Source organism: Massilia niabensis, assembly GCF_042655085.1.
Lineage (GTDB): Bacteria > Pseudomonadota > Gammaproteobacteria > Burkholderiales > Burkholderiaceae_D > Telluria > Telluria niabensis.
On sequence record NZ_JBHSMU010000015.1, the window covers coordinates 114,536 to 140,711 of the forward strand.

The following is a 26,176-nucleotide window of genomic DNA, read 5'->3' on the forward strand; positions in this document are numbered from 1 at the left end:
AGGCGGCCGAAGCCGCCCCAGGTGGAACCGCGCTTACTTCTTGTAGAGACCCGCTTCCAGGATGACACCGTCGACCAGCAGGATATAGGTGGTCTTTGGCTCGATCTTGCCGCTGGTCGGGTTCTTGTACATGTAGTCGACCCAGCCCTTGCCCTTGGCGGCGGCCAGCTCGATGATCTCGCGGCGGTATTTCTTGCCGTTCGCATCGGGTACGTCGGTCAGGTCCTTGCCGACGATCGACGGGTTGTACGGGTGCGCCAGAACAATGCCGGTCTTGACGTCGCGCAGGTCGACATACAGCTCGCCCTGGACGAAATCCGGATCCTTGGCGTTGATGCGCTTCATCATTTCTTCCTTGCCCTTGGCCTTGACCAGGGCGGCGCCGCGTTCAGCCATCGCGATCGCGTCTTTTACAGTGGGTTCGTTGGCCAGTGCACCGGAGCAGGCAAGTCCGAGGCACAGGGCGGTGGCAGTGGCGAGCAGCTTCATGGAGACAATCCTTTCGATAAGACGTGCATGGAGTGGAACTTTCCTAAGTGCATTGAGGAATGTACGCTCCACTTCCTGCAGGCAATTTGTGCCATCGCAAGCGGGTAAGGAGTGCGGAAAGGATGCAACATGTCTTGAAGCAAAGAAACATGCGCCACGGAAATCTTTAACACTTTCTGTTGATTGTGTGCAACTCCAACATGCCCTACGGCTCCTACGATAAATTCTCGTCGGCAATTTCTTAGTCAAGAATTCGACCGGCGTCCCACCATCTTTCCTTTCCAGGAGCATGACGTGACCACCACCGAAACGACGCCCGCCAAGTTCAAGCCCTATACGCGCCAGACCATCGCGCTTGCGCGCCAATGGCAATGGATGAGCCCTGACCTGCAGGAGGCCGTGCAGGTGGTTTCGCATGTGCTGCCGTTTCGGGTCAATGAATATGTGCTCGACCAGCTGATCGACTGGGACCGCATCCCGGACGACCCGATCTTCCGCCTGACCTTCCCGCACCGCGACATGCTGCCCGCCCGCGAATACGAACAGCTGCGCGACCTGGTGCTGCACAAGAAGGACAACGCCGCCACGGCAAAGCTGGTGCACCAGATCCGCATGCGCATGAACCCGCACCCGGCCGGCCAGATGACCCACAACGTCCCGCGCGTCAACGATGCGCCGCTCAAGGGCTTGCAGCACAAGTACAAGGAAACCGTGCTGTTCTTCCCGAGCTCGGGCCAGACCTGCCACTCCTACTGCACCTTCTGCTTCCGCTGGCCGCAGTTCGTCGGCATGGACGACATGAAGTTCGATGCCCGCGAGTGCTCGGAACTGGTGTCCTATCTCGCCACCCACCCGGACGTGACCGACGTCCTGATCACCGGCGGCGACCCGATGATCATGAATACGCGCTCGCTGGCCGAATTCCTGGAGCCGCTGCTGGCGCCCGAGCTGGCCCACATCCAGAACATCCGCATCGGCACCAAGTCGGTGGCCTACTGGCCGCAGCGCTACGTCTCGGACAAGGATTCGGACGACCTGATGCGCCTGTTCGAGCGCGTGGTCAAGGCCGGCAAGAACCTGGCGATCATGGGCCACTACAACCACGCGGTCGAGCTGCGCCATCCGATTGCCCAGCAGGCGGTGAAACGCATTGTCGGCACCGGTGCCACGCTGCGCATGCAGGGTCCGCTGATCCGCCACATCAACGAAGACCCGAAGAGCTGGGCCGAGCTGTGGACCACTGGCGTGCGCCTGGGCGCGATTCCCTACTATATGTTCGTCGAGCGCGACACCGGCCCGAGCGACTACTTCGCCCTGCCGCTGGCGCGCGCCCACGAAGTCTTCCAGCAGGCCTATTCGATGGTGTCGGGCCTGTCGCGCACCGTGCGCGGGCCCTCGATGAGCGCCTTCCCGGGCAAGGTCGTGATCGACGGTGTGGTGAGTATCAATGGCGAAAAGCTGTTCGCGCTGCAGTTCCTGCAGGCGCGCAATCCGGAATGGGTACGCAAGCCCTTCTTCGCCAAGTACGATGCCGAGGCCACCTGGCTCGACCACCTGAAGCCCGCTTTCGGCCGCAAGAAGTTCTTCTTCGAAGAAGAGGGCGGGGACGGCGGCCACTACACGCCGGCCGGACGGGTGATCCCGATCGTCCAGGCGCAGCACGACCGCCGCGCCAGCGACAGCCAGCCCAGCGCTGCCTGACGCCAAACGCCATGGGCGACCAAACCGCGCCACGCCTGTCCGGCGTGGCGGTTTTCTTCTATGTGTTCCTGCCGTTCGCGCTCGGGCACTACCTGTCCTCGCTGCTGCGCAATGTGAACGCGGTGCTGGCCTCGAACCTGGTCGGCTCGCTCACGCTCACGCCCGGCCAGCTGGGGCTGCTCACCAGTGCGTTCTTCTTTGCCTTCGCGCTGGTGCAGCTGCCGGTCGGGATCGCGCTCGACCGCTACGGTCCGCGCAAGGTGCAGCTGGTGCTGATGCTGCTGGCGGCAGTGGGCGCGCTGATGTTCTCTCGCGGAAACAGCTTCGCGCAGCTGGTGCTGGCCCGTGCGGTGATGGGCTGCGGCTTGGGCGGCTGCTTCATGTCGGCGGTCAAGGCCCTTTCGACCTGGATCGCGCCGACCCGGCTGCCTTCGGTGCACGGCTATCTGATCGCTGTCGGCGGGCTGGGCGCGGCGTCGAGCACCATGCCGGTGCGCATGGTGCTCGAACACACCGACTGGCGCGGCCTGTTCCTCGTGCTGGCGCTCCTGATCGCGGCCAGCGGCGCGCTGATCTGGCTGTTCACGCCGAGGGGCACGCCACCCTCCGGCAGCCGCCCGCCGATGATCGCCTCGATCATGAGCGTCTACCGCAACCCGGTATTTCGCCGCACGACCTCGCTGGTGCTGCTGCCGCACGCGATCTTCTTCGGCATCCAGGGCTTGTGGATCGGGCGCTGGCTGTCGGACGTGGCGCGCTTTCCCGACGATGCGGTGGCCTACCTGCTGTACCTGGGCATGGCGTCCGTCATTTTCGGCGCCATTGCGGTCGGCATGATCACCGAGTGGGCAGGACGGCGCGGCATCACGCCGCTGGACGTCGCCGGCGCCGGCATCTTCCTGTTCGTGCTGGTGCAGGCAGCCTTCGTGTTCGGCTACAGGCCGAGCTTCCAGCTGCTGTCGGTGCTGTTCACGCTGGTGGGCACGATCACCGGCATCGAATACGCGATCGTCGCCCAGAGCATGCCGCGCGAATTGACGGGGCGCGCCGCGACCTGCCTGAACCTCCTGATTTTTGTCGGCGCCTTCCTGGTGCAGGCCGGGTTCGGGCTGGTGATCGGCTTGTGGCAGCCCGATGCCGGCGGCCGCTATCCGGGGCTGGCCTACCAGGCCGCGTTCGGGCTGCTAGTGCTGCTGCAGTTGCCGGGCCTGCTGGGATGGGCGCGGCAGCGGATGGCGCCGGCGTCGGCGGGGGCGGAAGTCGATGTCGACGAGGTGCAGACCGCCGCCTGAGGCTGCACGGCCGCCTGGCGGAATCGCGTGCGACAGTATTGCCGATCTTGCTACAATCGGCTGCTGTTGCCCGATTCCGTTCAGGAGAACACCATGCGCCTTCGCTCGGCCCCCGCCTTTGCTGCAGCCCTGCTGCTCACCCTTGGCGCGTGCGGCGACAGGTCGACCCTTCCCGCCGGTGCCGGTGTCGGCCCAGCGCCAGCGCTGCCGGCGCCCAACAAAAGCCTGATCCCGACGGTCAACATCGCGCCCGCCAAAGGCTGGCCGCAGGGCGGCAAGCCGGCAACGGCCCCCGGCCTGCAGGTCGATGCGCTGGCAACGGGCCTCGACCACCCGCGCTGGCTCCACGTGCTGCCCAACGGCGACGTGCTGGTGGCCGAATCGAACAAGCCGCAAACGCCCGAGACGAAAAAACCGGGTATCAAGGGCTGGATCATGGGCATGGTCATGAAAAAGGCGGGAGCGGGCGTGCCAAGCGCCGACCGCATCACGCTGCTGCGCGACGCCAACGGCGACGGCACGATCGAGACCCGCACGGTCTTCCTCAAGGGCCTGCATTCGCCCTTCGGCATGGCGCTGGTGGGCGAGACGCTGTACGTGGCGAATGCCGATGGCATCGTGCGCTTCCCGTACAGGGAAGGCGCCACCGAGATTACGGACGTCGCGCAGAAGGTGGCGCCGCTGCCGGCCGGGCTGAACCATCACTGGACCAAGAACATCATCGCCAGCCGCGACGGCGGCAAGCTGTACGCCACGGTCGGCTCGAACAGCAATGTCGGCGAAAACGGCATGGAGATCGAGGTCAACCGCGCGGCCATCCTCGAAGTCGACATCAAGAGCAGAGCCACGCGGCTATTTGCCTCGGGCCTGCGCAACCCGAACGGCATGGCCTGGGAACCGCAGACCGGCGTGCTGTGGACGGTCGTGAACGAACGCGACGAGATCGGCAGCGACCTCGTGCCCGACTACCTGACCTCGGTGAAGGACGGCGGCTTCTACGGCTGGCCGTACAGCTATTACGGCCAGAACGTCGACGAGCGCGTCAAGCCGCCGCGCCCGGACCTGGTGGCAAAGGCCATCGTGCCCGATTACGCGCTCGGCGCCCACGTTGCCGCACTCGGCCTGGCCTTTGCCGAAGGCGCAAAGCTCGGCCCGCAGTTCGCCAACGGCGCCTTCATCGGCCAGCACGGCTCCTGGAACCGCAAGCCGCTGTCGGGCTACAACGTCGTCTACGTGCCGTTCGCGAACGGCAAACCGAACGGCAAGCCGGTCGAAGTGCTGAGCGGTTTTGTGGACAAGAACGGCGACGCGCTCGGCCGTCCGGTGGGCGTGGCGATCGACAAGGCGGGCGCCTTGCTGGTGGCGGATGACGTGGGTAATGTCATCTGGCGCGTGCGGGCGGCGCAATAAATCCGCCTACCCGCAGCTCTCCACGAACCACAGCGGCACCGACGTCCACGCAATCCCGATAAACGCCAGCACGGCCGTCCCCGCCGCCGCCCAGTCCAGCAGCGCCGTGTGCTCGTCACCTCCGGCCAGCGTCCCGCGTGCGCGCCAGGCCAGCGCGGCGCAGGCCGCCAGCGCGACGAGCGTCATCACCGCCAGCGGCAGCCGGTGCGGATTGCCCGGCGCGAATCCTGCCGGGCTGCACTGGAACGCCACCAGCACGTAGCAGGCGGCGAAATGCGCCGCCCACACCAGCAGCGGCAGTGTCCCCCGTGTCAGCTTCCTGAAAAACCTTTCGGGCCTCGGTAACTCCTTCAGTAACTCCATCCTTCACTCCATCAGCAGGGGCACGACGTGCACCGCCAGCGCCCCGAGAATGCCCTGCAGCGTCGTGTAATGCCACATCAGGGCGGTGTTGTCGAAGGTGGCGCGGCTGCGCCCCGTCAGGCGGCCCGACCAGGCGCGCGCGGCGAGATACACGCCGGCGATCGCCAGCACGACCACGTGGAAGCCCTGGTAGGCGACGATGGCCGCGATCGTCGCGCTCCAGGCCTGCGAGCGCGGGTCCAGGCCCGCCAGCCCGTAGCCGTGCAGGTCGACGAGGAAGCCGGCCGCCGTGCAGGCAGTGGCCGCCAGCACCAGCCACGGCAGCCAGCGCTTGCCGATGCCGCGCGCGCCCAGCAGCATCAGGGCGGAGCCGGCCACCAGCAGCGCGCCGGACAGCATCGGCCAGATCCGGCCGGGCAGGCTGGCCGAGGGCGGCGGGCAGACCTCCAGCCGCATCGAGATATGGATGTAGGCGAAGACCAGGGAGGCAAAGATGGTCGCGTCCACCACCAGCATGATGATGGTCGCCCACCACGAATGCGAGAGCTTGCCGCGCGCGCCGACGGGCAGCACCAGCGCGTCCGACACTTTCGCATCAAGGATCGGCGGCACCCGGTCCGAGCCCCACAGCCAGACCACGGTGGCGACCACTGCCGCGATGCCGCAGGCCCAGGCGGTGACCATCATTTTGACCGTCAGCAGCAGGAAGAAGCCGGCCGTGCCCGCCGCTGCGATGAAGGGCAGCCAGCTGTCGCCCGGCAGGATCAGGAGGTACAGCGGCTTGCCCGCGATCGGGCTGGTGGCGATCGTTTCACGCCCGCCGCTGACGGTGCCGGGCAGGTAATGCTGTCCCGCTTCGACCTGCTCGGCCAGCCCCGGCTGGTCCCACAGCGGGTCGGCGGAATGCACTTGCGGGATGCTGCGCGTGGCATAGTCTTCGGACGGCAGCCATTCGAGCGTGGACGCATTCCATGGATTGCCGACCGGCTGCTCGGGACGGCGCAGCGTGCGCACGGCGTCGACCACGAACAGCAGCACACCGGCGGCCAGCACGAAGGCGCCGACCGTGGACACCATGTTCAGGGCGTCCCAGCCCATCTCCGCCTGGTAGGTATACACCCGGCGCGGCATGCCCATGAGTCCCGTGATGTGCATCGGGAAGAAGGCGATATTGAAACCCCCGAACATCAGCCAGAACACCCATTTGCCGAGGCGTTCCGACATGCGCTGGCCCTTGATCAGCGGCAGCCAGTAGTACAGCGCCGCGAACACCGGGAACACCATCCCGCCGACCAGCACATAGTGCAGGTGGGCGACGATGAAATAGGTGTCGTGCGCCTGCCAGTCGAAGGGCAGCACCGCGACCATCACCCCGGTCAGGCCGCCAAGCACGAAAATGAACATGAAGCCGGCCAGGAACAGCGCGGGGGCGGTCATTACGACCTTGCCGCGCCAGAGCGTGGCGATCCAGCCGAACACCTGGATCGCGGTCGGCACCGCGACGGCCATGCTGGCGGCCGACACAAAGCTCATCGTCATCACGCCGAGGCCGGCGGTAAACATGTGGTGCGCCCACAGCGCGAAGCTGAAGAAGCATACGGCGACCAGGGCGACGATGATCGCGCGCCGGCCAACGAGCGGCGTGCCGGCGATGGTCGGAATCATGGTCGAGACCATGCCGGCGGCCGGCAGGAAGATGATGTAGACCTCGGGGTGGCCGAAGAACCAGAACAGGTGCTGCCACAGGATCGGGTCGCCCCCGCGCTCGGCAATGAAGAACGGCCAGTCGAAGGCGCGTTCCAGTTCCAGCAGCATGGTGCCGGCAATGATGGCGGGGAAGGCGAACACGATCATCACGGCCACCACCAGCATCGCCCAGGCGTAGACCGGCATGCGGGCCAGCGTCATGCCGGGCGCACGGGTGAACAGGATGCCGACGATCAGTTCGATGGCGCCGGCGATCGCCGAAATCTCGATGAAGCCGATCCCGAGCAGCCAGAAGTCGGCGTTCAGGCCGGGCGAATACTGCTTGCCGGTCAGCGGCGGGTACATGAACCAGCCGCCGTCGGGCGCCAGCCCGAAGAACAGCGTGCAGAAGAAGGCCAGGCCACCGATCGCGTAAGCCCAGAACGCGTAGGCCGACAGGCGCGGGAAGGGCAGGTCGCGCGCGCCCAGCATGTTCGGCAGCAGGTAGACCGCGAGCGCCTCGACGATGGGAATGGCGAACAGGAACATCATCACGGTGCCGTGCATCGTGAAGACCTGGTTGTAGACCGAGGCGCTGAGCAGAGCGTTTTCCGGTACCGCCAGCTGGGTGCGCATCAGCAGGCCCAGCACGCCGGCGAGCAGGAAGAACAGCAGCGCCGTGCCGATGTAGAGCAGGCCGATGCTGGTGTTGTTCACGCTGGTGAGGAAGCGCAGGCCGGTCGGGGTGCGCCAGGCCTTTTTCAACCGCGGCAGTTCGTCCTCGGGGCGGGGCAGGGAGCTTGGCAAGCCCTTGGGGAGTGATGCGTGGATGGCTGTCTGCGTCATTTCAGGTGCTCGAGGTAAGCGGCGAGCGCGTTCAGCGTGGGGCCGTCGATGTCCAGGGCGGCGGGCATGCGCACCCCCGGTTTGATGGCTTGCGGGTCGGCGATCCAGCCGGCTAGCGTACCGCGGTGATTGCGCAGCGTGCCGGCGCCGATGTGCGTACGGCCGCCGACATGGGTCAGGTCCGGCCCCAGGCGCGCGCCTTCGGCCACGCCGCGGATCGTGTGGCAGGCCTGGCAGCGCTGCTCGAGGAAGGCGGCGCGTCCGCGTACGAGCAGGGGAGACGTCGGCTCGCGCGCAGGCTGCGCCTCGCTCGACAACCAGCGGTCGAATTCATCCTGCGGCAGCGCCACCACGTGCAGCGCCATGCGCGCGTGCTGTTCGCCGCAGTATTCGGCGCACTGGCCGCGGTAGATGCCGGGCTTGTCGGCCTGCAGCCGCAGGCCGTTGACGCGGCCCGGGACGGTGTCCATCTTGCCGTTCAGGGCCGGCACCCACAGGCTGTGGATCACGTCGGTCGAGGTGAGACCAAGGTAGACGGGTTTGCCGACCGGGATGCGGATCTCGTTGGCGCCCGCGAACTCGCGCCCGCTTACCGGGTCGTGGTAGCGCACTTCCCACCACCACATCTTGGCGGTGACGCCGATCGACATCGCCCCGCGCGAGGTCTGCGGCGAGAGTTCGGTGCTGCGCCAGGTGCTCCACACCAGGAGCGCGCTCAGCACCACGACCGGAAAGGCAACGCCGGCGCCAAGAATCCACCAGCGCGGCGACACCGGACGCCCGCTGCGGCGCAGGCTCAAGGCCGTGAGCGCCATCACGCCGGCGAAAATGAGCGCGCCGCCGCCGAACAGTACCCAGGTCAGCTGCGTGATGATGGCCGCATCGGGGCCGGCCGGATGGAATACCGATTGAAGCGGCGCGCTCATCGCAGCGTGGCCAGGTAGGCCGCCATGTGGCGCGCTTCGCCTGGCGAGACGCCGAGGTCCGGCATCGGCGTGCCGGGTTTCATCGATTGCGGGTTGTCGAGCCAGCGCGTCAATGCGTCGGGCGTATTCGGGATGCCGCCGGCGATGTAGCTGCGCCGCCCGAAGCCCTCGAGCGGCGGCCCGAAGTTGCCGGCGGCGCCAGGCACGTCGGGGATGGCATGGCAGGCGGTGCACTGGTATTGCGCCATCAGGCGCTGGCCTTGAACAGGGTCGCCGCCTTTAACAGCGGCCTGCGTAGTGCGTTCGCCGCAGCCGGTCAGCGCCAGGCACAGACCCAGGGCCTGGAGCAGGCGGGCCGGCGGCAAGGCAGGAGGTGAAGATTGATTGCGCACAATTGAATCCGGCGATGACTGACGGCTCTATATAATACAAGAGAAAAGATAGCAATTTTTCAACAGTGCGCACCTAGCGAACCGCCACCGATGCCAAGCAACCGAACCCGCCTGATCCTGAAGACCGCCGCCACCACGCTGGTGCTGGCGGGCGTGGCAAGCGCTGTCGCCGGGGCGGTCGTGTGGCGTGCCGGCTGGTACGACATCAGTGCCACGGGCCAGCACATCCAGCCGGTCTATACCTTCCTTGAAGAAGCCATGCGCTACTCCGTGCGGCACCACGCGCGCGAAGTGGCAGTGCCGCCGCTCGGCGCGCAGCAGCAGGTGGCGCGCGGCGCGCTGCTCTACAGCGCCAATTGCGCGCAATGCCATGGCGCGCCCGGCTTCGCCCAGTCGAAGATCGGCCAGAGCATGCAGCCGTTGCCCGGGCCGCTGATCGACGCCAGCGCGCGCTGGCAGCCGCGCGAGCTGTACTGGATCACGCGGGAAGGCATCAAGATGAGCGGCATGCCGGCCTGGGAATTCCATCTGAGCGAATCCGACCTGTGGGCGGTGGTTGCCTTCATGGGAGCGCTGCCGACAATGTCGGCGCGCGATTACGCGGCCGTCACGGCAGCGGTGGGCGCGTCGGCTGGCAGGCCACCCGGCGCGCCGCCGCCGGCGCCCTCCAGCGGGCAGGTGCCGCAATGAACGCGCGCATCGTCCCTGTGGTGCTGGCGCTGGCGCTGCTGGCCGGCTGCGGCAAGGGCGCGGGCGGGAGCGCCGCGAATGGCTTGCAGGGCAACCCGGAACGCGGCCGCGCCGCGCTGGCCCAGCATGCCTGCCGCGCCTGTCACATGATCCCTGGCGTCAGCGGCCCGGAAACCTATGTCGGCCGGCCGCTGGCCGATCTCGCCGAACGCCGCTTCATTGCTGGCGGCCTGCCCAACAACCAGGCCAACCTGGTGCGCTGGATCCGCGACCCGCAATCGATCGACCCGAACACCGCGATGCCTGCCATGGGCGTGAGCGAACGCGATGCCCTCGACATGAGCGCCTGGTTGCTGAGGCCGGAGAAGTAAGCAGGTCTTTTGGTATCATTCGCTCCCCTCCCAACAGGAAGAAAACGATGAGATTGGTGCGCTATGGCCGCCTGGGCAAAGAGAAGCCGGGCCTTTTCGACGAAGAAGGGCGCCTGCGCGACCTGTCCGGCGTCATTCCCGATATCGACGCCTCGGTATTGAACGACCGCGCACTGCGCAAACTCGCGAAGATCGACCCGGAGACGCTGCCGCTGGTGCGCGGCAATCCACGCATGGGCGTGCCGGTCAAGGGCATCGGCAAGTTCATCGGCATCGGCATGAACTACGCCGACCACGCGGCCGAGACGGGCGCCGCGGTGCCGGTCGAGCCGGTGTTCTTCACCAAGGCGATCAGCTCCCTGAACGGCCCGGACGACCCGATCCGGCTGCCGCAGGGTTCAAAAAAGACCGACTGGGAAGTCGAGCTGGGCGTCGTCATCGGCACCCGCGCGCAGTACGTGAGCGAAGAAGACGCCTTGAAGTTCGTCGCCGGTTATTGCGTGGTGAACGATGTCTCGGAGCGCGCGTTCCAGTTCGAGATGGGTTCGCAGTGGGACAAGGGCAAGGGCTGCGACACCTTCGGCCCGGTGGGGCCCTTCCTGGTCACCCGCGACGACGTGTATGACGTGCAGGACCTCGACCTCTACCTGGAGCTGAACGGCAAGCGCATGCAGACCGGGAATACGGCGAACATGATTTTTTCGGTGGCGCAGATCGTCAGCTACCTGTCGCGCTTCATGACGCTCGAACCGGGCGACATCATCACCACCGGCACGCCGCCGGGCGTGGGGATGGGACGCAAGCCGCAGCGCTTCCTCAAGAAGGGAGATACGCTGCGGCTGGGGATTGCGGGCCTGGGGGAACAGCAGGCCGAAGTGGTGGCGTTTCCGAAGTGACGTGATGCAGGCCGGTCGCGGTCAGATCTTCAGCGCGGCGTTGACCGCCTCTTCCAGCCTCGTCACGATCTCCGACAGCTCGTGCGCGGTGACGATGAACGGCGGCGCCAGCAGGATGTGGTCGCCGCGCTGGCCGTCGATCGTCCCGCCCATCGGATACACCATCAAGCCGCGCGCCATCGCCTCCTGCTTGATGGCCGCATGCACGCGGCAGGCGGGCGCGAACGGCTCCTTGCTTGCCCGGTCCTGCACCAGCTCGATGCCGACGAACAGCCCGCGCCCGCGGATGTCCCCGACATGCTCGTGCTTGCCGAACACGTCGCCCAGCATGCGCCTGAGTGTCGCGCCGCGCTTCTGCACCTGCTCCAGCAAATTGTCGCGCTCGATCACCTGCTGCACCGCCAGTGCCGCCGCTGCCGCCACCGGATGGCCGATATAGGTGTGCCCGTGCAGGAAGCTGCCGCTGCCGTGGCGCAGGCGGTCGACGATCGCGCCCTGGGCCAGCACCGCGCCCACCGGCTGGTAGCCCGCGCCCAAGCCCTTGGCCACGGTGATGATGTCCGGCGCCACGCCGTCCTGCTCGATGGCGAACATGGTGCCGGTGCGGCCCATCCCGCACATGACTTCGTCGGCGATGAACAGGATGCCGTGGCGGTCGCAGATCTCGCGCACGCCCTTGAAATAACCCGGCGTCGGGGGGATCGCGCCGCCCGTGGCGCCCACCACCGGCTCGGCCACGAAACCGATCACCCGCTCGGGCCCGGCCGCCATGATCGCCGTTTCCAGCTCGTCGAGCAGGGCAGCGGTGTAGTCGTCCACGCTCTGGCGCGCGGCGCGGTCGCGGTACTCGTAGCAGGGCGCCACGCGCGGCACGTCCATCAGGAGCGGCGCGAAGGGTTTGCGGCGCCACTCGTTGCCGCCGACCGCCAGTGCGCCGAGCGTGTTGCCGTGGTAGCTCTGGCGGCGCGCGATGAAGACCGAGCGCCGGGTTTCTCCCCCTTCGACAAAATACTGGCGGGCGAGCTTGAGCGCGGTCTCCATCGCTTCCGACCCACCCGATACCAGGTAGACCGCGTCGATCCCGCTCGGGGCGCGGGCGATGAGCCGTTCGGCCAGCTCCTCGGCCACTTCCGTGGTGAAGAAGGCCGTATGCGCGTAGGCGCAGCGGTCGATCTGGCGATGCATCGCCGCGATCACGTCAGGGTGCCCGTGCCCGAGCGAAGACACGGCCGCCCCGCCGCTGGCGTCGAGATAGGCATTGCCGGCGGTGTCGAACATCGTGATGCCCGACGCGCTCGCTGCAATGGGCGGCGTCTGGCGCAGGCTGCGATGGATGATGTGGCTCACGTCTTTCCCTCCAACAAAAAAAGTTGACGGTTGACAATAAGCTGGCCGGGCCCGGATTTCTTTGATCTTTGCCGGAAGCTGTGCGAATATTTTTCCGTTCAGACATTTTCGTGACTTGCATAAGGGTGACCCTCAGTGACCACCAGCGACCGCCTCCGCCCGATTCCCCTGGACCAGATGACCGACGCCCAGCGCAGCGCCGCCGAGGCGGTCATCAACGGCCCGCGCGGCGCGCTCTACGGCCCCTTCGTGCCGCTGCTGCGCAGTCCCGAGCTGCTGGAAAACGCCCAGCGCATGGGCGAGTACCTGCGCTACCGCAGCGCCATCGGCGTGCGCCTGTCGGAGCTGGCGATCCTGGTCACGGCGCGCCAGTGGAACCAGGGAGTGGAGTGGGCGATCCACGCGCCGATTGCGGCGCAGGTGGGCGTGCCGCAAGGCGTCATCAATGCGATTGCGCGCCGCGAGCGGCCCGAATACATGCTGGTGGACGAATCGGTGGTGCACGACTTCTGCATCGAGCTGCACCAGAACAAAGCGGTATCGGACCGGACCTACGCCGACGCGCTCGCGCTGTTCGGCGAGCAGGGCGTAGTCGACCTGATGGGCCTGAACGGCTATTACACCTTCCTGGCAATGGTGATGAACACGGCGCGCACCGAAGTGCCGGTGTCGAGCGCCGCGCCCTTGCCGGACTAGAGTTACAAGGAAGCTGCCGGCTTACGCCAGCGCTTCTTTCGCCGCCTCTTCCGGCGTCAATCCGTCATAGAACAGGTCGGTGAACCACTCTACCTGTTCCTCGATGTGCTCTTGCGCCTGTTCCTGCGTGGCGCCGCCGGCAACCAAATGCTTTTCGACTTCGATGCACCAGTTAATCAGTGCCATCGTTTCTTCGTCGAGTTCTTCCTTCTTGGCCATGTTGACCTCCAATGTAAAACGGGAGCCGAGGCTCCCGTGGGTGAGGCTGGTTAAGCCAGTACTTTTTTCAGCCAGGCTGAAATATCCTGCACCTCGTCGAAGCACAGCGAATGCTGCATCGGATACGCGTGCCACTCGACCTGGTAGCCGAGATCCTTCAGGATGTCGCGCGACTGCTCGCCGCGCAGGTAGGGGACCACGTGGTCCTGGCGGCCGTGCGCCATGAAGATCGGGGTGTCGATGCTTTCTTCGGTGCGCTCGTGGGGCACTTTTTCGTTCAGCGGCAGGTAGCCCGACAGGCACAGCATGCCGGCCAGCTTTTCCGGGTGGCGCAGGCCGGTCTGCAGGGTCATGGCGCAACCCTGCGAGAAGCCGGCGATGATGATGCGCGAGGCAGGAATGCCGCGCGATTTTTCGCGGGCGATCAGGGCCTCGACGTCGCGCTGCGAGTCGCGCAGGCCGGTCTCGTCTTCGCGGCGGGTCAGTTCGGCGCCGGTGATGTCGTACCAGGCGCGCATGACGTAGCCGCCGTTGATGGTGACCGGGATCGTCTTCGCATGCGGGAAGACGAAGCGGATGCCGGGCAGCCCTGCCAGGTCGAGTTCGCGCACCAACGGCACGAAGTCGTTGCCGTCCGCGCCCAGGCCGTGCAGCCAGATGATCGCGATTTCCGGATTCGGTTTGGTTTCGATTTCGATGTTTTGCAGCAGGTCGCTCATGCGTTGTCCTGGGTAGAGGCCGGACGCTGCGCCGATTTTGGGCGCCATGCGGTCGTCACGGCCGGATTGGTGTCGATATAGGGGCCGCCGATCAGGTCGATACAGTAGGGAACAGCCGCGAAGATGCCGCCAACGAGCACCTTGCCGTCGGCGTCCTTCAATCCTTCCAGCGTTTCCTTGATCGCCTTCGGCTGGCCCGGCAAATTCATGACCAGCGCCGCGTGCGAATCGTTCTCGCGGATGACGGCGACCTGGCGCGACAGGATGGCGGTCGGCACGAACTGCAGGCTGATCTGGCGCATCTGCTCGCCGAAGCCCGGCATTTCCTTGGTGCCGATGGCCAGCGTCGCCTCGGGCGTGACGTCGCGCCGCGCGGGGCCGGTGCCGCCCGTGGTGAGCACCAGGTGGCAGCCCGCCTGGTCGACCAGGTCGACCAGCGTCTGCTCGATCTGGGCGCGCTCGTCGGGGATCAGGCGCGGCTCGATGCGGTAGGGCGTGGTGATGGCCGCGGCCAGCCAGTCCTGCAGGGCAGGGATGCCCTTGTCCTCATAGACGCCACCGCTGGCGCGGTCGGAGACCGAGACCAGGCCGATGACTAACTCGTCCTTACTCGTCTGCAGGCTCATCGTCACCCGCCTCGTCGTCTTCTCCAGCCGCCGGCTTCGCCTTCTTGCTCAAGTCCTTCAGGATCTGGAACAGCTCGCGGTAGGCCTTCGGTGGCTTCGATTCGGCCTGCTCCTTGCGCGCGTTGCGGATCAGGGTGCGCAGGTGCTGCACGTCGAGCTCCGGATTCTCTTCCAGCAGCTTGGTCAGCGCCGTGTCGTCGGTGAGGAGCTTGTCGCGGCGGCGCTCGAGCGCGTGCAGCGCGGCCGTCTCGGCCTTCGAGGCGCCTTTCCAGCTGTCGATGGTGCGCTGGATGACGGCCACTTCCTCTTCGTTCAGGCTGCGCATCTTCTTGCCGACGAACTGCAGCTGGCGGCGCCGCCCTTCGTGGTTGGTGATGGTCTGGCACATGAGAATCGCATCCTTCACGTCCTCCGGCATCGGAACGCGCTTGACGCGGTCGCGCGGTTCGGCAACGAGCAGCGCTCCCAGCTTCTGCAAGTCGTCCATCTGGCGCTTGAGTTCAGACTTCGAAGGGCGTTCGTATTCTTGCTCGAACTCGTTGGACTGGAAGCCCACGGCGCCGCGGTTTGGATTAGGCATGATATTAGATGATCCGATTGGCGCTGAGCCGATCAGTAAAAACAGTAAACGGCTGCTATGATAACTGTTTTAGGGCTCGCTACGAAAAACACACATGAACGACACCGTTTTTACCCATACCCAGGACCAATTGCGAGAATTGGCGCAGAACGTGCTTGCATTTGCCCGCGAGCAGGGCGCCACCGACGCTTCGGTGGAAATCAGCGAGGGTAGCGGACTGTCGGTGTCGGTACGTCGTGGCAAGATCGAGACCATCGAGCAAAACAAGGACAAGGGCATTGGCGTCACCGTCTATGCCGGCCAGCGCCGCGGCAACGCCAGCACCTCCGACTTCTCGGAAACCTCGCTGCGCGCCACGGTGGAGGCGGCCTGGAACATCGCCCGCTTCACCGCCGAGGACGATGCCGCCGGCCTGCCCGACGCCGACATGCTCGAGATGAACCCGCGCGACCTGCGCCTGTGCTACCCGTGGCAGATCTCCACCGAAGAAGCGGTCGAGCTGGCCCAGCGCTGCGAGAACGCCGCGTTCGAGGTCGACCGCCGCATCACCAACAGCGAAGGCGCGAGCGTCTACGTGCAGCAGTCGCATTTCGTGGCTGCCAACACGCGCGGCTTCATCGGCGGCTACCCGTTCTCGCGCCACACGATGTCGGTGGCGCCAATTGCCGGCAAGGGCAACAAGATGCAGCGCGACGACTGGTACACCTCGGCGCGCGACCCGAAAAAGCTGGCGAAACCGGAAGCCGTGGGCCGCTACGCCGCCGAGCGCGCGCTGGCGCGCCTGAACGCCCGCAAGCTCAACACCCGCACCTGCCCGGTGCTGTTCGAGGCGCCGCTGGCCGCCGGCCTGGTCGGCGCCTTCGTGCAGGCGGTGTCGGGCGGCTCGCTGTACCGCAAGTCGAGTTTTCTGCTCGACACGCTCGGCAAGCAGGTCTTCCCCGAGCACATCCAGATCCTGGAAGACCCGCACCTGATCGGCGAAGCCGGCTCCTCGCCCTTCGACGAAGAAGGCGTGCGCACGGTACGCCGCAAGGTGGTCGACAATGGCGTGCTGCAGGGTTACTTCCTGGGTTCGTACTCGGCGCGCAAGCTCGGCATGAAAACCACCGGCAATGCCGGCGGTTCCCACAACCTGGCCATCACCTCCGATGACACGAAGCTGGCCGACGATTTCGAGGGCATGCTGCGCAAGATGGGCACCGGCCTGCTGGTCACCGAGCTGATGGGGCAGGGCGTGAACTACGTCACCGGCGACTATTCGCGCGGCGCCTCGGGCTACTGGGTCGAGAACGGCGTCATCCAGTACCCGGTCGAGGAAATCACCATCGCCGGCAACATGCGCGAGATGTTCCAGCAAATCGTCGGCATCGGCAACGACGTGCTAACGCGCGGCAACAAGTCGACCGGCTCGATTCTCATTGAAAAGATGGTCATCGCAGGCGAGTAAACGTCGTACCTGAAGTATTTGATTCAACCAGAGGATAGCCGTGAGTAAATTCGTTCGTATCGACAAGGACAACAACCCGAAGAAGGCCGTCCTGCTGAACCTCGACCTGGTTGCAACGGTCGAGCTGGCGCCGCAGTCCGATCTGCTCAGCCCGGCTGACGAAAAGCGGGTGTATGCCAGCTTCCTGGCGAGCGACAAGACGGTGATTGCGACCGTGCACTTCGATACCGTCGAGGATGCGCACGCCTGGCTCGAGAAGCATCTCGGCATCAAGCTGTAACTGGCCGCTTGCGGGTCCGGCTGGCGCCATGAGCGGCAACAAGACACTGCCGACCGATGTCTCCGTCGCCTCGTATCTGGACGCGGTTCCGGACGCGGCACGGCGCGCCGACTGCGAGGTCCTGGTCGAGATGATGCGCCGGGCAACCGGTGCGCCGCCCGTGATGTGGGGAACGGGAATCGTCGGCTTTGGCAGCTACCATTACCGCTACGACAGCGGCCGCGAAGGCGATTCCTGCGTGCTCGGGTTTGCCGCGCGCAAGGGCGACATCAGCCTGTACCTGATGGCCGGCTTCGAGGGCCAGGACGCCTTGCTGGCCCGGCTGGGCCGGCACAAGACAGGGAAAGTCTGTTTGTACGTGCGCAAGCTGGTCGATGTCGAACTGGACGTGCTGGACGAACTCCTCAAAGGCTCGGTAGCGGCGGTCCAGGCCCGTTACGGCAGCGCCTGACCGCGTCAGGTTCGTAGTTCGTAGGGTGGGCTCTCGAGCCCACGCGGTGCTGCATATGCATATCGAAAAGCGGCACGCGGCCGACGGTGCATGCCTCCTGCGATGCTCGCAAACGCTGCGGTCTGCAAAGGTACGACCGCGTGGGCTCAAGAGCCCACCCTACAAAATCTGCGCTCAGGCCGCGCTCGACGCCGCCTCGCTATCCACCTTCTGCAAGGCCCGCTCGACGATCGCCGCCAGTTCCGCGAGCTGGAACGGTTTGCGCAGCAGCATGTCGTCGCCGATCACCTGTTCGATCGCCTTCATGTCGGCATAGCCGGTGGCGATGATCATCGGCACGCTTGGCAACAGCACGCGTGCGCGCCGCACCAGTTCCGCGCCGGTCATGCCCGGCATTAAATAATCAGTGATGATCAGGTCGGGCTGGGCGCGCTCGAGTTCGCGCAGGCCGGCTTCGCCGTTGGGCGCCTGCGCCACCGTGTGGCCGAGCGCCTGCAGCGATTCGACCATCGATTCGCGCACAAAATCGTCGTCCTCGACCACCAGGATCTGCGCCCCCGGACGCGGTGCCGCAGTGGATGCAACGGGCGCCGGAGCGGCGTCGTCGATCGCCCCGGCGGCACGCAGCCAGATTTCCACCGTCGTGCCGACGCCGCGTTCGCTCAGGATGCGCGCGGCGCCTCCGGACTGCTGCGCCATGCCGTACACCTGGGACAGGCCCAGGCCCGTGCCCTTGCCAACGCCCTTGGTCGTGAAGAAGGGCTCGAACACGCGCGCGGCAATTTCGGGCGGCATGCCTTCGCCGCTGTCGGTGACCGCAATGCGGACATAGTCGCCGGCAGGAAGCAGGTCTGCGGGGGGCGTGGCAGGGCCGGCATGGAAAGCCAGTTCGCCGCCGCCTTCCATGGCGTCGCGTGCGTTGATAGCCAGGTTCAGCAGCGCCATTTCCATCTGGTTCCTGTCGGCCATGATGCTCGTGCCCGGCGCCTCGACGGCGAACTGGAGGCGGACGTTCGAGCCGAGCGAGGTGGCCACCAGTTCCTGCACGCCCTCGAACAGGGCATCGACATCGAGTGGGCGCAGGTCCAGGTTCTGGTTGCGCGAGAAGGCCAGCAGCTGGCTGGTGAGCTTGGCGCCGCGCTGGCAGGCGCGGCGCGCCACCTCGGCGCGGCCCCTTGCCACCTCGTCCTTGGACATCAGGAGGATCAGGTCCATGCTGCCCTGGACCACGTTCAGCAGGTTGTTGAAGTCGTGCGCGATGCCTCCGGTCAGGCGGCCGATCGCTTCCATCTTCTGCAGCTGCACCATCGCCTGCTGCACCCGTTCGCGCTCGATGACTTCGTTCATCACGCGGTCGTTGGCCTGGGCCAGGGCGCGCGTGCGTTCCTCGATGCGCGCTTCCAGCGTTTCGTTCAAGTGCACCAGCGCTTCCTGGCTCTGGCGCAGGCTGTGCGCGGTGCGCTCGCGGTCGGCCAGCACGTCGCGCGACTGGTACTGGCGCCGGCGCGCGCGCAGGGCCGAGGCCACGGCGCTGCGCAGGGTCTGGGCGTTGAGGGGGCGTTCGAGCAGGATCACGTTGCCGAGCTCGCCGATGCGGGCACGGGCGCCCTCCGGCGGCAGGCCGATCATCTTGCCCAGCAGCACCACAAACGGGAAATCGGACCAGGAAGGCTGGTGTTCCAGCCAGGATCGCAGGCGCGCCAGGTCGACGTCGGCCAGCGCTTCCTCGGCAACGATGGCCGCACCGGCGCCGGCCTCGATATGCGCCGCAAAGGCGTCGAAGCCGTCCATGATGTCACAATCGAAGCCGTCGCCGGTCAACACCGCGCACATGACTTCAGCATCGCGCCCGCGCGGCGCAAAAACAAGAATGCGTTCTTCGGACGCCTTATTTGCCAACATCGTCGGTGACATTGGGAGCAGTGGACATCATCGGCGTGGCACCGCGATAGCTCGGCAGGCCGGTCAGCACGCCCTCGAAGCCTTCGAGCGGGGCGCCGATGCGCACGCCACCGTTACTAAGCTGCAATTCATGGATGGTCAGCGCATGGGCCGCGGTGCGGCTCTTGATGACGGTGAGCGCGCGGCGCAGGTGACCGTTCGATTCGAAGAAGCGCAGCAGTACCGTCGTGTCGGACAGGTAGCTCAGGTCGACATCGGTGCGCACTTCGCCGATCAGGCCGTGCTGGCCCAGCACCAGGACGGTGGTTACGCCCTGCTGGTTCAGGTAGGACAGCAGCTCGTGCATCTGCAGCGTCAGGTACTGCTCGCCCGGCATTGCCTGCAAATAGGCGTTCAGGCTGTCGATGACGATGAAGCTGACGCCATGCTGCTCGACCGCGTCGCGCAGCATCTGTGCGAACTCGCCCGGCGCCAGTTCGGCCGGGTCGATGTGCTGGAGGCGCAACTGGCCGCTCTCGGCATACGGCCGCAGCTCCATGCCGAGCGCCGCGCTGCGCGCGAAAAAGGTCCCGAGGCCCTCGTCGAACAGGTAGAACGAAGCCTTCTCGCCGCGTTCCAGCGCCGACAGCAGGCAGCGCACCGAGAGGGTCGTTTTGCCGATGCCGGATGGGCCCACCATCAGTGTGTTGGTGCCGCGCACCAGGCCACCGCCCAGCAAGTGGTCGAAACCGATCGAGCCGCTCGAGCTGATCTGCGGTGTAAATTCGCCCATGTGCTCTGCCGCCACCAGGCGCGGGAACATGGTGATGCCGCCGGTATCGAGGCTGTAGTCGTGGAAGCCGCCCCGGAAGCGGATGCCGCGCATCTTGATGATGTTGACGCGGCGGCGCTCCTTGCCGAATTCCTTGGCGATCTGTTCCAGGCTGATGACGCCGTGGGCGACGCTGTGCAGGTGCTGGTCGGACTGGCTGGTTTTGTCGTCGAGCAGGAGCACGGTGCAGCCGCGCGCGCTGAAGAACTGCTTCAGGGCGAGGATCTGGCGCCGGTAGCGCAAGGGGTTTTGCGCCAGCAGCCGCATTTCCGACAGGCTGTCGAACACCACGCGCACGGGTTTGAGCTGGTCGACCTGATCCATCACGTTGTGCGTGGTTTCGGCCAGTTCGACTTCCGACGGGTGGAAGATCGACTGCTGGGCATCGATGTCGAGGACCTGGTCGCCGGCCAGCTCGAAGATCGACAGGCCATCGAGCGACCAGCCGTGGGTGGCGGCGACCGCGCGCAGCTCGTCGCGCGTTTCGGACAGGGTGATGTACAGGCCGCTTTCGCCCCTGGCGATGCCGTCGAGCAGGAACTGCAGGCCGAGCGTGGTCTTGCCGGTGCCGGGCGAGCCCTCGACCAGGTAGATGCGCTGCGGCGTGAGGCCGCCGCCCAGGATGTCGTCGAGGCCGGCAACGCCGGTCGACATGCGTGGGCTGGGCGCTGCAGGGCGCTCGGAAGTTGCGAAATTCATGTACGACCTATTGATGTGTCTGGGGCAACTGCAGCGGTACTGCTGTGACGCGGCTTGCCCGACCGGTGGTGGTGGCCCCGCAGACTGAGCGGTGCCGTCAAACTGTGATTATAGTGCGGTTCGGGCGCGGCTGGGCAGTTGCCGCTGTGCAGGAATGGTGCCGCCGAGAGCGGTGTGGCGGAAATGTCAAGCAGGCTCGACGCGGCTGAGGCGCTGGCCGTAAATACCCCAGGTCACGTCGACGCCGTCGACCTTGCCGCGCAGCGCCCAGCCGGTGCCGATCTTCTCGACCGTCACTGGAGACTCGATTTCCTTGGCCACTCTTTCGGCCCACATCTCGGCCGCGCCGCGGCCTTTGAAGAGTTCCTGTCCGTTATAGATCACGGTGGCGTCGAATACGGGGGCGGAGAAGATGGTCATGGTGTTCAATCTATGAGGGTGAAAAAAATGCCCCGGCTGGCGGGCGGGGCATGAGCTTACTTTCGAGATTACTCCATTTACTTGATCGCGCGGATCGACTGCAGCACCGGTTGCAGCACTGCCGCCCCGAGGCGGGCGCTGCGGGCGCCGTCCCAGCCGACCAGCGGGTCGGGGTCGTTGGCGTTGTCCTTGAAGGGCAGTTCGAGCGTCAGCGACAGGCAGCCGAAGGCGTGCGTGATGTGGGGCGATCCCATGGTCAGCGTTTCTTCGGTATAGGGCGTGGCGCCGTAGCCGTGCACGTCCTGGAAGTCCGGGCTGGCGATCTTGAAGTCGTCGCTGAAGCGTTGTTGCGCGGCGGCCTGCTCGGCGGTGAAGGTCGGCAGGGATTCGCTGCCGGCGATGAAGACATACGGCAGGCCTTCGTCGCCGTGCACGTCCAGGCACAGGTCGACGCCCGTTTCGTGCATCTTCTGGCGCACCAGGAACACTTCCGGGCTGCGCTCCATGGTCGGGTTCAGCCACTCGCGGTTCAGGTTGGCGCCGGCCGCGTTGGTACGCAGGTTGCCGCGCACCGAGCCGTCCGGGTTCATGTTCGGGACCACGTAGAACACCGATTCCTTCAGGAGCTGGCGCCCGAACGGGTGGGCCGGGTCGAGCAGGGCGTCGAGCATGCCTTCGACGAACCACTCGGCCATCGTCTCGCCCGGGTGCTGGCGCGCGATGACCCAGACCTTCTTCTTGCCTTCGCCAGGCTCGCCGATGACCAGCATGTTCAGGTCGCGGCCATCGACGGTCGAGCCCAGGTCGAGCATGCGCACGTTCTCGCTCATCTGCGCGCGGTCGAGCAGCTCGAGGTGGCGTTCCCACGAATACGGCTCGAAATAGGCGTAATAGACGCTGTCCATGCCCGGCGTGTGCTCGATGGTGAGCACGTCGCCATCGAAGGAGGTCGGCACGCGGAACCAGTTGACGCGGTCATAGCTCGCCATCGCGTGGTAGTCTTCCCAGCCCTTCGGGTAGGCGGCCTGGCCGGCGTTGAGCAGGCGCATGGTGCAGGCCTGGCCCTGGGCGCCCTGCAGGCGGAAGTAGAACCACTGGGTGATGTCGGCGTGCGAATCCTTGCGGATGTTCAGGTCGATGGCGTTCGCGCTTGTGGCGTTCACGATCTCGATGGCGCCAGCGTCGAACTGGCTGCTGATCTTGATGGACATGGTAGGTTCCATTGATGGCGTAAAGCCGAGATGATACGCGGTTTTACACGCTCCGCAACCCGCCGAACCGCAGGTAAAACGCCTCGTCGGCGGACGGCGCCGATTCGTCCTCGCGCCGCAAGACCGCATCCACGTGCACCTCGGCCTGCGCATGCACGAGCAGGTAGATCGCCCGCGCCACCTCGTAGGCATCCGACCCCGGCCACGGATCGGGCAACAGCTCGATCGGCAGCATCGGGTCGTGCAGCTGCAGGCGCCGGTAGGCGTGGATGAGCAGCGAGCGGATCACGAACGCGGCCTCGGGCGCCACCTGCGCTTCCTCGCGCAGCAGGGCCAGCAGCGGCGTGAACTGCCCGATGAAGCCGACGTAGCTGCGCGCGACCGCCGTCAGGTCCCAGCCATCCTGCGCCAGTTCCTGCAAGGGTCGCGAGCCGGCGCCCGGCAATTCGGAAGAGGTCAAGACGAACACGCGGCCCGCCGCGCCGGTGCGATGCAGGGCGTCCAGCAGCCCTTCGGTATCTGCCGCCGGATGCGCCAGCACGCCCGGCCCCAGCATCGCGAAACCTTCCCACTCCAGCTCTTTCCTCACCGCCGTGCGCACATCGCCGTCGATGCTGCCGTTCGGCGCCAGCACCAGCGTCCAGTGGCCGTCCCAATGCAGCCCCGGCGGGGCGTAGATGCGGCGGTCGGCGCGCTGGAAACGCGGCAGCGACTTCGGATCGAATCCATAGCGGCTGCGCCGGCCCTCGCGGCTGGCCGTCAGCCAGCCTTCCTGCACCAGCCGGAACACACTGGTGCGCACCAGGCGGTCGGTCACGCCAAGCGGCGCCAGCAATTCGATCAGGCTGCCCAGCCAGATTGCGCCGCCATGCGGCGCAATCGTATCTCCCATCACCGTCATCACGAGCGACTTGGAACGTGGCGGATCCGCGGCGAGCGAGTGGGCAATCCAATCAGGGCTGGTCAGTTGTTTCATGCGATCCCGTCCGTTGTCGCTGCACGATGTTGCTTCTCAATATGATTCAAAATTTCGGTGTACATCTCGTTTTCTGTATCGTATTATCTATCCACGATGTTTGCAATGGGAGACTGACCATGTACGCGCAACTGGTGGAAACGGGGCTGAAGAAGGTCCAGACCGAGGAAGACATGTCGCCCGATGAGCAGGCCTTCCAGGCCCGCATCGACGCCGGCGTGAAGATCGAAGCGAAGGACTGGATGCCGGACGCGTACCGCAAGACGCTGATCCGCCAGATCTCCCAGCACGCGCACTCCGAAATCGTCGGCCAGCTGCCCGAAGGCAACTGGGTGACGCGCGCGCCGACCCTGAAGCGCAAATCCGTGCTGCTGGCAAAAATCCAGGACGAAGCCGGGCACGGCCTGTATTTATATAGCGCCGCCGAAACCCTGGGCGTCTCGCGCGACGAATTGCTGGCAGCGCTTCACTCCGGCAAGGCGAAATACTCGAGCATCTTCAACTACCCGACCCTGAGCTGGGCCGACATGGGAGCCGTCGGCTGGCTGGTTGACGGCTCGGCGATCATCAACCAGATCCCGTTGTGCCGCTGCTCGTACGGCCCCTACGCCCGCGCCATGATCCGCGTCTGCAAGGAAGAGTCCTTCCACGCGCGCCAGGGCTACGACATCATGATGAGCCTGGCCAAGGGCACGCCTGAGCAGAAGGCGATGGCGCAGGATGCGCTGAACCGCTGGTGGTGGCCGTCGCTCATGATGTTCGGCCCGTCGGACGCCGAGTCGGTCAACAGTGCGCAGTCGAGCAAATGGCGCATCAAGCTGTTCTCGAACGACGAACTGCGCCAGCGCATGGTCGACCAGACCGTGCCGCAAGCCGAATACCTGGGCCTCACGGTCCCCGACCCCGACCTGAAATTCAACGAAGCCACGGGCCACTACGAATTCGGCGAGATCGACTGGAGCGAATTCCACAACGTCCTGAAGGGCAACGGCCCCTGCAACCGCGAGCGCCTGCGCACCCGCGTCAAAGCCTGGGACGACGGCGAATGGTTCCGCGACGCGCTGGTCGCCCACGCTGAAAAGGCCGCCGCCCGCAAAGCCGCCGCATAAAAAATATCCTGAAACACCGGAGACAAGCATGAGCAAAGAATGGCCCCTGTGGGAAGTATTCATCCGCAGCCAGCACGGCCTCGCCCACAAGCACGTCGGCAGCCTGCACGCCCCTGACGCCGAAATGGCGATCAACAACGCACGCGACGTCTACACCCGCCGCAACGAAGGCGTCTCGATCTGGGTCGTGCGCGCCGCCGACATCGTCGCCAGCAGCCCTGCCGACAAGGAAGCGCTGTTCGAGCCGGCCAACAGCAAGGTCTATCGCCACCCGACCTTCTTCCCGATGCCGGAAGAAGTCAAGAACCTGTGAGCACGCCCGTGGACGCAAAGATCACGCAGTTCAAGCTTCAGTATCTGCTGCGCCAGGGCGACAACGCCCTGATCCTGTCGCAGCAGCTCTCGCAGCTGTGCGGCAAGGGCCCGGCGCTGGAAGAAGACATGGCGCTGACCAACGTCGCGCTCGACCTGCTGGGCCAGACCCGCATGTGGCTGACCTATGCCGGCGAGCTCGAGGGACAAGGCCGCGACGAAGACAAGCTCGCCTTCCACCGCGACGCCGGCGAGTACCGCAACGTCCTGCTGGTCGAGCAGCCGAACGGCAGCTATGCCGAGACGATGATGCGCCAGTTCCTGTTCGACACCTGGCACTACTTCCTGATGGGGGGCCTGCTCAAGTCAAACGACGGGCGCATCGCCGAGATCGCCGAAAAATCGCTCAAGGAAGTGACTTACCACCTGCGCCGCAGCGGCGACCTGGTGGTGCGCCTGGGCGACGGCACCGATGTCAGCCACCGGATGATGCAGGCCGCGCTCGACGACCTCTGGATGTACAGCGGCGAAGTGTTTATTTACGACGAGGTCGACAACGCGATGGTGGAGCAGGGCATCGCCCCGCCCGTCGAGCCCTTGCGCGCCGCCTTCCTCGAGCACGTGGGCGAAATCCTGGCGGAGGCGACCCTGACGATGCCGTCGCCGGACGCCTGGATGCAGCGCGGCGGCAAGCAGGGCCGCCACAGCGAGCGGCTGGGCTTCATCCTGGCCGAGATGCAGTTCTTGCAGCGCGCCTATCCCGGAGCGGAGTGGTAAGGGGGTGGCAATGAGTGCGCAGAGCGTCACGGCAAGCCAAGTCTGGGCCTGGCTTGGCGAGGTCCCCGACCCGGAGATTCCGGTGATTTCGGTGGTGGACCTCGGCATCGTGCGCGACGTCGCCTTCACTGGCGACGAATGCGTCGTCACGATCACGCCGACCTATTCCGGCTGCCCGGCAATGCAGGTCATCAGCGAAGCCGTGACCGAAGCGCTGCATGCGCACGGGCTGGACAAGGTCAGGTTAATCAGCCGCCTGTCCCCTGCCTGGACCACCGACTGGATGAGCGAAGCTGGCAAGGCCGCCCTGAAGGGCTATGGCATCGCGCCGCCCGTGCAGCAGGCCATCGACATCAGCGGCCTGCGCGGCGGTGTGAAACGCGGTGCCTTCGTGGAACCGGAAGTCGCCTGTCCGAATTGCGGCAGCAAGCACACCCAACTGACCAGCCAGTTCGGCTCGACCCCATGCAAGGCGCTCTACAAGTGCCTCGACTGCCGCGAGCCTTTCGATTATTTCAAGTGCCACTGAGTG

The 26,176-nt window shown here is 65.8% G+C and carries 29 protein-coding genes; 14 read left to right on the forward strand and 15 right to left on the reverse strand.

Translation table 11 applies throughout. The annotated features are described in order from the left end of the window. Positions 1-33: 33 nt before the first annotated feature. Complete coding sequence (locus tag ACFPN5_RS14980; protein ID WP_379784554.1) at positions 34-489, reverse strand: cache domain-containing protein; 456 nt, start codon at positions 487-489, stop codon at positions 34-36. Between the two features lie 294 nt (positions 490-783). Between ACFPN5_RS14980 and ACFPN5_RS14985 the strand changes: the two genes are divergently transcribed. The 3 genes from ACFPN5_RS14985 (at position 784) to ACFPN5_RS14995 (ending at position 4,892) form a co-directional block, all read left to right on the forward strand. Then, positions 784-2,190, forward strand: a complete 1,407-nt coding sequence (locus tag ACFPN5_RS14985) for a KamA family radical SAM protein (RefSeq protein WP_379784555.1) — start codon at positions 784-786, stop codon at positions 2,188-2,190. Between the two features lie 11 nt (positions 2,191-2,201). After that, positions 2,202-3,482 carry an MFS transporter gene (locus ACFPN5_RS14990; RefSeq protein WP_379784556.1) on the forward strand — a complete coding sequence of 427 codons (1,281 nt, stop codon included), beginning with the start codon at positions 2,202-2,204 and terminating at the stop codon, positions 3,480-3,482. A gap of 93 nt (positions 3,483-3,575) precedes the next feature. Next, complete coding sequence (locus tag ACFPN5_RS14995) at positions 3,576-4,892, forward strand: PQQ-dependent sugar dehydrogenase (RefSeq protein WP_379784557.1); 1,317 nt, start codon at positions 3,576-3,578, stop codon at positions 4,890-4,892. 6 nt (positions 4,893-4,898) lie between these two features. Here the strand turns inward: ACFPN5_RS14995 and ACFPN5_RS15000 are convergent, their stop codons facing one another. Genes ACFPN5_RS15000 through ACFPN5_RS15015 form a run of 4 tightly spaced genes read right to left on the reverse strand, consistent with a single transcriptional unit; the run spans position 4,899 to position 9,105 of the window. Continuing rightward, entirely contained in the window at positions 4,899-5,255 is a 357-nt protein-coding gene (locus ACFPN5_RS15000) for a hypothetical protein (RefSeq protein ID WP_379784558.1), read from the reverse strand. A 3-nt stretch (positions 5,256-5,258) separates the two neighbouring features. Next, positions 5,259-7,787: a cytochrome c oxidase subunit I gene (gene ctaD / locus ACFPN5_RS15005; RefSeq protein ID WP_379784559.1), complete on the reverse strand. Its 2,529-nt coding sequence runs from the start codon at positions 7,785-7,787 to the stop codon at positions 5,259-5,261. Beyond that, entirely contained in the window at positions 7,784-8,713 is a 930-nt protein-coding gene (gene coxB, locus ACFPN5_RS15010) for a cytochrome c oxidase subunit II (RefSeq protein ID WP_379784560.1), read from the reverse strand. The genes ctaD and coxB overlap by 4 nt, the downstream gene beginning before the upstream one ends. Beyond that, positions 8,710-9,105, reverse strand: a complete 396-nt coding sequence (locus ACFPN5_RS15015) for a c-type cytochrome (RefSeq protein WP_379784561.1) — start codon at positions 9,103-9,105, stop codon at positions 8,710-8,712. Before ACFPN5_RS15015 ends, coxB begins: the two co-directional genes overlap by 4 nt. A 90-nt stretch (positions 9,106-9,195) precedes the next feature. Between ACFPN5_RS15015 and ACFPN5_RS15020 the strand changes: the two genes are divergently transcribed. Genes ACFPN5_RS15020 through ACFPN5_RS15030 form a run of 3 tightly spaced genes read left to right on the forward strand, consistent with a single transcriptional unit; the run spans position 9,196 to position 11,062 of the window. Next, on the forward strand, positions 9,196-9,795 hold the full coding sequence (locus tag ACFPN5_RS15020) for a c-type cytochrome (protein ID WP_379784562.1): 600 nt from the start codon (positions 9,196-9,198) through the stop codon (positions 9,793-9,795). Beyond that, positions 9,792-10,166 (forward strand): c-type cytochrome, encoded by a 375-nt coding sequence (locus ACFPN5_RS15025; RefSeq protein WP_379784563.1) that lies wholly within the window; start codon positions 9,792-9,794, stop codon positions 10,164-10,166. The genes ACFPN5_RS15020 and ACFPN5_RS15025 overlap by 4 nt, the downstream gene beginning before the upstream one ends. A 47-nt stretch (positions 10,167-10,213) precedes the next feature. After that, complete coding sequence (locus tag ACFPN5_RS15030) at positions 10,214-11,062, forward strand: fumarylacetoacetate hydrolase family protein (RefSeq protein WP_379784564.1); 849 nt, start codon at positions 10,214-10,216, stop codon at positions 11,060-11,062. A 21-nt stretch (positions 11,063-11,083) separates the two neighbouring features. Here the strand turns inward: ACFPN5_RS15030 and ACFPN5_RS15035 are convergent, their stop codons facing one another. Beyond that, positions 11,084-12,409, reverse strand: a complete 1,326-nt coding sequence (locus tag ACFPN5_RS15035; protein WP_379784565.1) for an aspartate aminotransferase family protein — start codon at positions 12,407-12,409, stop codon at positions 11,084-11,086. 177 nt (positions 12,410-12,586) lie between these two features. Here ACFPN5_RS15035 and ACFPN5_RS15040 point away from each other — a divergent pair, with 177 nt between their 5' ends. Further along, positions 12,587-13,105 carry a carboxymuconolactone decarboxylase family protein gene (locus ACFPN5_RS15040; protein ID WP_379785723.1) on the forward strand — a complete coding sequence of 173 codons (519 nt, stop codon included), beginning with the start codon at positions 12,587-12,589 and terminating at the stop codon, positions 13,103-13,105. 21 nt (positions 13,106-13,126) lie between these two features. Here the strand turns inward: ACFPN5_RS15040 and ACFPN5_RS15045 are convergent, their stop codons facing one another. The 4 genes from ACFPN5_RS15045 to yjgA are packed head-to-tail and all read right to left on the reverse strand — an operon-like array spanning position 13,127 to position 15,249. Continuing rightward, the gene (locus ACFPN5_RS15045; protein WP_379784566.1) at positions 13,127-13,324 is read right to left on the reverse strand and encodes a hypothetical protein; all 198 of its coding nucleotides are present in this window, start codon (positions 13,322-13,324) and stop codon (positions 13,127-13,129) included. 50 nt (positions 13,325-13,374) lie between these two features. Then, entirely contained in the window at positions 13,375-14,043 is a 669-nt protein-coding gene (locus tag ACFPN5_RS15050) for an alpha/beta hydrolase (RefSeq protein ID WP_379784567.1), read from the reverse strand. Then, on the reverse strand, positions 14,040-14,669 hold the full coding sequence (gene mog, locus ACFPN5_RS15055) for a molybdopterin adenylyltransferase (RefSeq protein ID WP_379784568.1): 630 nt from the start codon (positions 14,667-14,669) through the stop codon (positions 14,040-14,042). Before mog ends, ACFPN5_RS15050 begins: the two co-directional genes overlap by 4 nt. Then, entirely contained in the window at positions 14,650-15,249 is a 600-nt protein-coding gene (yjgA, locus tag ACFPN5_RS15060; RefSeq protein WP_379784569.1) for a ribosome biogenesis factor YjgA, read from the reverse strand. The genes mog and yjgA overlap by 20 nt, the downstream gene beginning before the upstream one ends. A gap of 94 nt (positions 15,250-15,343) precedes the next feature. On the opposite strand from yjgA, the gene pmbA reads away from it, so the two are divergent. The 3 genes from pmbA to ACFPN5_RS15075 are packed head-to-tail and all read left to right on the forward strand — an operon-like array spanning position 15,344 to position 17,427. Beyond that, positions 15,344-16,696: a metalloprotease PmbA gene (pmbA, locus tag ACFPN5_RS15065; protein ID WP_379784570.1), complete on the forward strand. Its 1,353-nt coding sequence runs from the start codon at positions 15,344-15,346 to the stop codon at positions 16,694-16,696. A 40-nt stretch (positions 16,697-16,736) separates the two neighbouring features. Beyond that, positions 16,737-16,976, forward strand: a complete 240-nt coding sequence (locus ACFPN5_RS15070; RefSeq protein WP_379784571.1) for a hypothetical protein — start codon at positions 16,737-16,739, stop codon at positions 16,974-16,976. A gap of 28 nt (positions 16,977-17,004) precedes the next feature. Then, the gene (locus tag ACFPN5_RS15075; RefSeq protein ID WP_379784572.1) at positions 17,005-17,427 is read left to right on the forward strand and encodes a DUF1801 domain-containing protein; all 423 of its coding nucleotides are present in this window, start codon (positions 17,005-17,007) and stop codon (positions 17,425-17,427) included. A gap of 174 nt (positions 17,428-17,601) precedes the next feature. On the opposite strand, the gene ACFPN5_RS15080 is transcribed toward ACFPN5_RS15075, so the two are convergent. The 5 genes from ACFPN5_RS15080 to paaX all read right to left on the reverse strand — a co-directional run bounded on the left by ACFPN5_RS15080 (position 17,602) and on the right by paaX (position 23,446). Continuing rightward, positions 17,602-19,329 (reverse strand): response regulator, encoded by a 1,728-nt coding sequence (locus ACFPN5_RS15080; protein WP_379784573.1) that lies wholly within the window; start codon positions 19,327-19,329, stop codon positions 17,602-17,604. Then, positions 19,316-20,839, reverse strand: a complete 1,524-nt coding sequence (locus tag ACFPN5_RS15085) for an ATPase domain-containing protein (RefSeq protein ID WP_379784574.1) — start codon at positions 20,837-20,839, stop codon at positions 19,316-19,318. Before ACFPN5_RS15085 ends, ACFPN5_RS15080 begins: the two co-directional genes overlap by 14 nt. A 186-nt stretch (positions 20,840-21,025) precedes the next feature. Continuing rightward, positions 21,026-21,259: a hypothetical protein gene (locus tag ACFPN5_RS15090; RefSeq protein WP_379784575.1), complete on the reverse strand. Its 234-nt coding sequence runs from the start codon at positions 21,257-21,259 to the stop codon at positions 21,026-21,028. A 77-nt stretch (positions 21,260-21,336) separates the two neighbouring features. Then, positions 21,337-22,470, reverse strand: a complete 1,134-nt coding sequence (locus ACFPN5_RS15095; RefSeq protein ID WP_379784576.1) for a M14 family metallopeptidase — start codon at positions 22,468-22,470, stop codon at positions 21,337-21,339. A gap of 43 nt (positions 22,471-22,513) precedes the next feature. Further along, positions 22,514-23,446, reverse strand: coding sequence for a phenylacetic acid degradation operon negative regulatory protein PaaX (gene paaX, locus ACFPN5_RS15100; protein WP_379784577.1), 933 nt, complete (start codon positions 23,444-23,446; stop codon positions 22,514-22,516). Between the two features lie 119 nt (positions 23,447-23,565). On the opposite strand from paaX, the gene paaA reads away from it, so the two are divergent. The 4 genes from paaA to paaD are packed head-to-tail and all read left to right on the forward strand — an operon-like array spanning position 23,566 to position 26,173. Further along, a complete protein-coding gene (gene paaA, locus ACFPN5_RS15105; RefSeq protein WP_379784578.1) occupies positions 23,566-24,555 on the forward strand; it encodes a 1,2-phenylacetyl-CoA epoxidase subunit PaaA in 990 nt (329 codons plus the stop codon). A 28-nt stretch (positions 24,556-24,583) separates the two neighbouring features. Beyond that, positions 24,584-24,868 (forward strand): 1,2-phenylacetyl-CoA epoxidase subunit PaaB, encoded by a 285-nt coding sequence (gene paaB / locus ACFPN5_RS15110; RefSeq protein ID WP_078033736.1) that lies wholly within the window; start codon positions 24,584-24,586, stop codon positions 24,866-24,868. An 8-nt stretch (positions 24,869-24,876) separates the two neighbouring features. After that, entirely contained in the window at positions 24,877-25,644 is a 768-nt protein-coding gene (gene paaC / locus ACFPN5_RS15115) for a 1,2-phenylacetyl-CoA epoxidase subunit PaaC (protein ID WP_379784579.1), read from the forward strand. A 10-nt stretch (positions 25,645-25,654) separates the two neighbouring features. Next, on the forward strand, positions 25,655-26,173 hold the full coding sequence (paaD, locus tag ACFPN5_RS15120) for a 1,2-phenylacetyl-CoA epoxidase subunit PaaD (RefSeq protein ID WP_379784580.1): 519 nt from the start codon (positions 25,655-25,657) through the stop codon (positions 26,171-26,173). Positions 26,174-26,176 lie beyond the last annotated feature (3 nt).

What these genes read in the sequence shown, in the direction of transcription:
- ACFPN5_RS15075 (WP_379784572.1), top strand. Translation starts at nt 17,005, where the DNA reads ATGAGCGGCAACAAGACACTGCCGACCGATGTCTCCGTCGCCTCGTAT.
- paaX (WP_379784577.1), bottom strand. Translation starts at nt 23,446, where the DNA reads ATGAAACAACTGACCAGCCCTGATTGGATTGCCCACTCGCTCGCCGCG.
- ACFPN5_RS14980 (WP_379784554.1), bottom strand. Translation starts at nt 489, where the DNA reads ATGAAGCTGCTCGCCACTGCCACCGCCCTGTGCCTCGGACTTGCCTGC.
- yjgA (WP_379784569.1), bottom strand. Translation starts at nt 15,249, where the DNA reads ATGCCTAATCCAAACCGCGGCGCCGTGGGCTTCCAGTCCAACGAGTTC.
- mog (WP_379784568.1), bottom strand. Translation starts at nt 14,669, where the DNA reads ATGAGCCTGCAGACGAGTAAGGACGAGTTAGTCATCGGCCTGGTCTCG.
- paaD (WP_379784580.1), top strand. Translation starts at nt 25,655, where the DNA reads ATGAGTGCGCAGAGCGTCACGGCAAGCCAAGTCTGGGCCTGGCTTGGC.
- ACFPN5_RS15025 (WP_379784563.1), top strand. Translation starts at nt 9,792, where the DNA reads ATGAACGCGCGCATCGTCCCTGTGGTGCTGGCGCTGGCGCTGCTGGCC.
- coxB (WP_379784560.1), bottom strand. Translation starts at nt 8,713, where the DNA reads ATGAGCGCGCCGCTTCAATCGGTATTCCATCCGGCCGGCCCCGATGCG.
- ACFPN5_RS15030 (WP_379784564.1), top strand. Translation starts at nt 10,214, where the DNA reads ATGAGATTGGTGCGCTATGGCCGCCTGGGCAAAGAGAAGCCGGGCCTT.
- ACFPN5_RS14995 (WP_379784557.1), top strand. Translation starts at nt 3,576, where the DNA reads ATGCGCCTTCGCTCGGCCCCCGCCTTTGCTGCAGCCCTGCTGCTCACC.
- ACFPN5_RS15040 (WP_379785723.1), top strand. Translation starts at nt 12,587, where the DNA reads ATGACCGACGCCCAGCGCAGCGCCGCCGAGGCGGTCATCAACGGCCCG.
- ctaD (WP_379784559.1), bottom strand. Translation starts at nt 7,787, where the DNA reads ATGACGCAGACAGCCATCCACGCATCACTCCCCAAGGGCTTGCCAAGC.
- pmbA (WP_379784570.1), top strand. Translation starts at nt 15,344, where the DNA reads ATGAACGACACCGTTTTTACCCATACCCAGGACCAATTGCGAGAATTG.
- ACFPN5_RS15080 (WP_379784573.1), bottom strand. Translation starts at nt 19,329, where the DNA reads ATGTTGGCAAATAAGGCGTCCGAAGAACGCATTCTTGTTTTTGCGCCG.
- ACFPN5_RS15000 (WP_379784558.1), bottom strand. Translation starts at nt 5,255, where the DNA reads ATGGAGTTACTGAAGGAGTTACCGAGGCCCGAAAGGTTTTTCAGGAAG.
- ACFPN5_RS15090 (WP_379784575.1), bottom strand. Translation starts at nt 21,259, where the DNA reads ATGACCATCTTCTCCGCCCCCGTATTCGACGCCACCGTGATCTATAAC.
- ACFPN5_RS14990 (WP_379784556.1), top strand. Translation starts at nt 2,202, where the DNA reads ATGGGCGACCAAACCGCGCCACGCCTGTCCGGCGTGGCGGTTTTCTTC.
- paaA (WP_379784578.1), top strand. Translation starts at nt 23,566, where the DNA reads ATGTACGCGCAACTGGTGGAAACGGGGCTGAAGAAGGTCCAGACCGAG.
- ACFPN5_RS15020 (WP_379784562.1), top strand. Translation starts at nt 9,196, where the DNA reads ATGCCAAGCAACCGAACCCGCCTGATCCTGAAGACCGCCGCCACCACG.
- ACFPN5_RS15045 (WP_379784566.1), bottom strand. Translation starts at nt 13,324, where the DNA reads ATGGCCAAGAAGGAAGAACTCGACGAAGAAACGATGGCACTGATTAAC.
- ACFPN5_RS15050 (WP_379784567.1), bottom strand. Translation starts at nt 14,043, where the DNA reads ATGAGCGACCTGCTGCAAAACATCGAAATCGAAACCAAACCGAATCCG.
- paaB (WP_078033736.1), top strand. Translation starts at nt 24,584, where the DNA reads ATGAGCAAAGAATGGCCCCTGTGGGAAGTATTCATCCGCAGCCAGCAC.
- ACFPN5_RS15095 (WP_379784576.1), bottom strand. Translation starts at nt 22,470, where the DNA reads ATGTCCATCAAGATCAGCAGCCAGTTCGACGCTGGCGCCATCGAGATC.
- ACFPN5_RS15085 (WP_379784574.1), bottom strand. Translation starts at nt 20,839, where the DNA reads ATGAATTTCGCAACTTCCGAGCGCCCTGCAGCGCCCAGCCCACGCATG.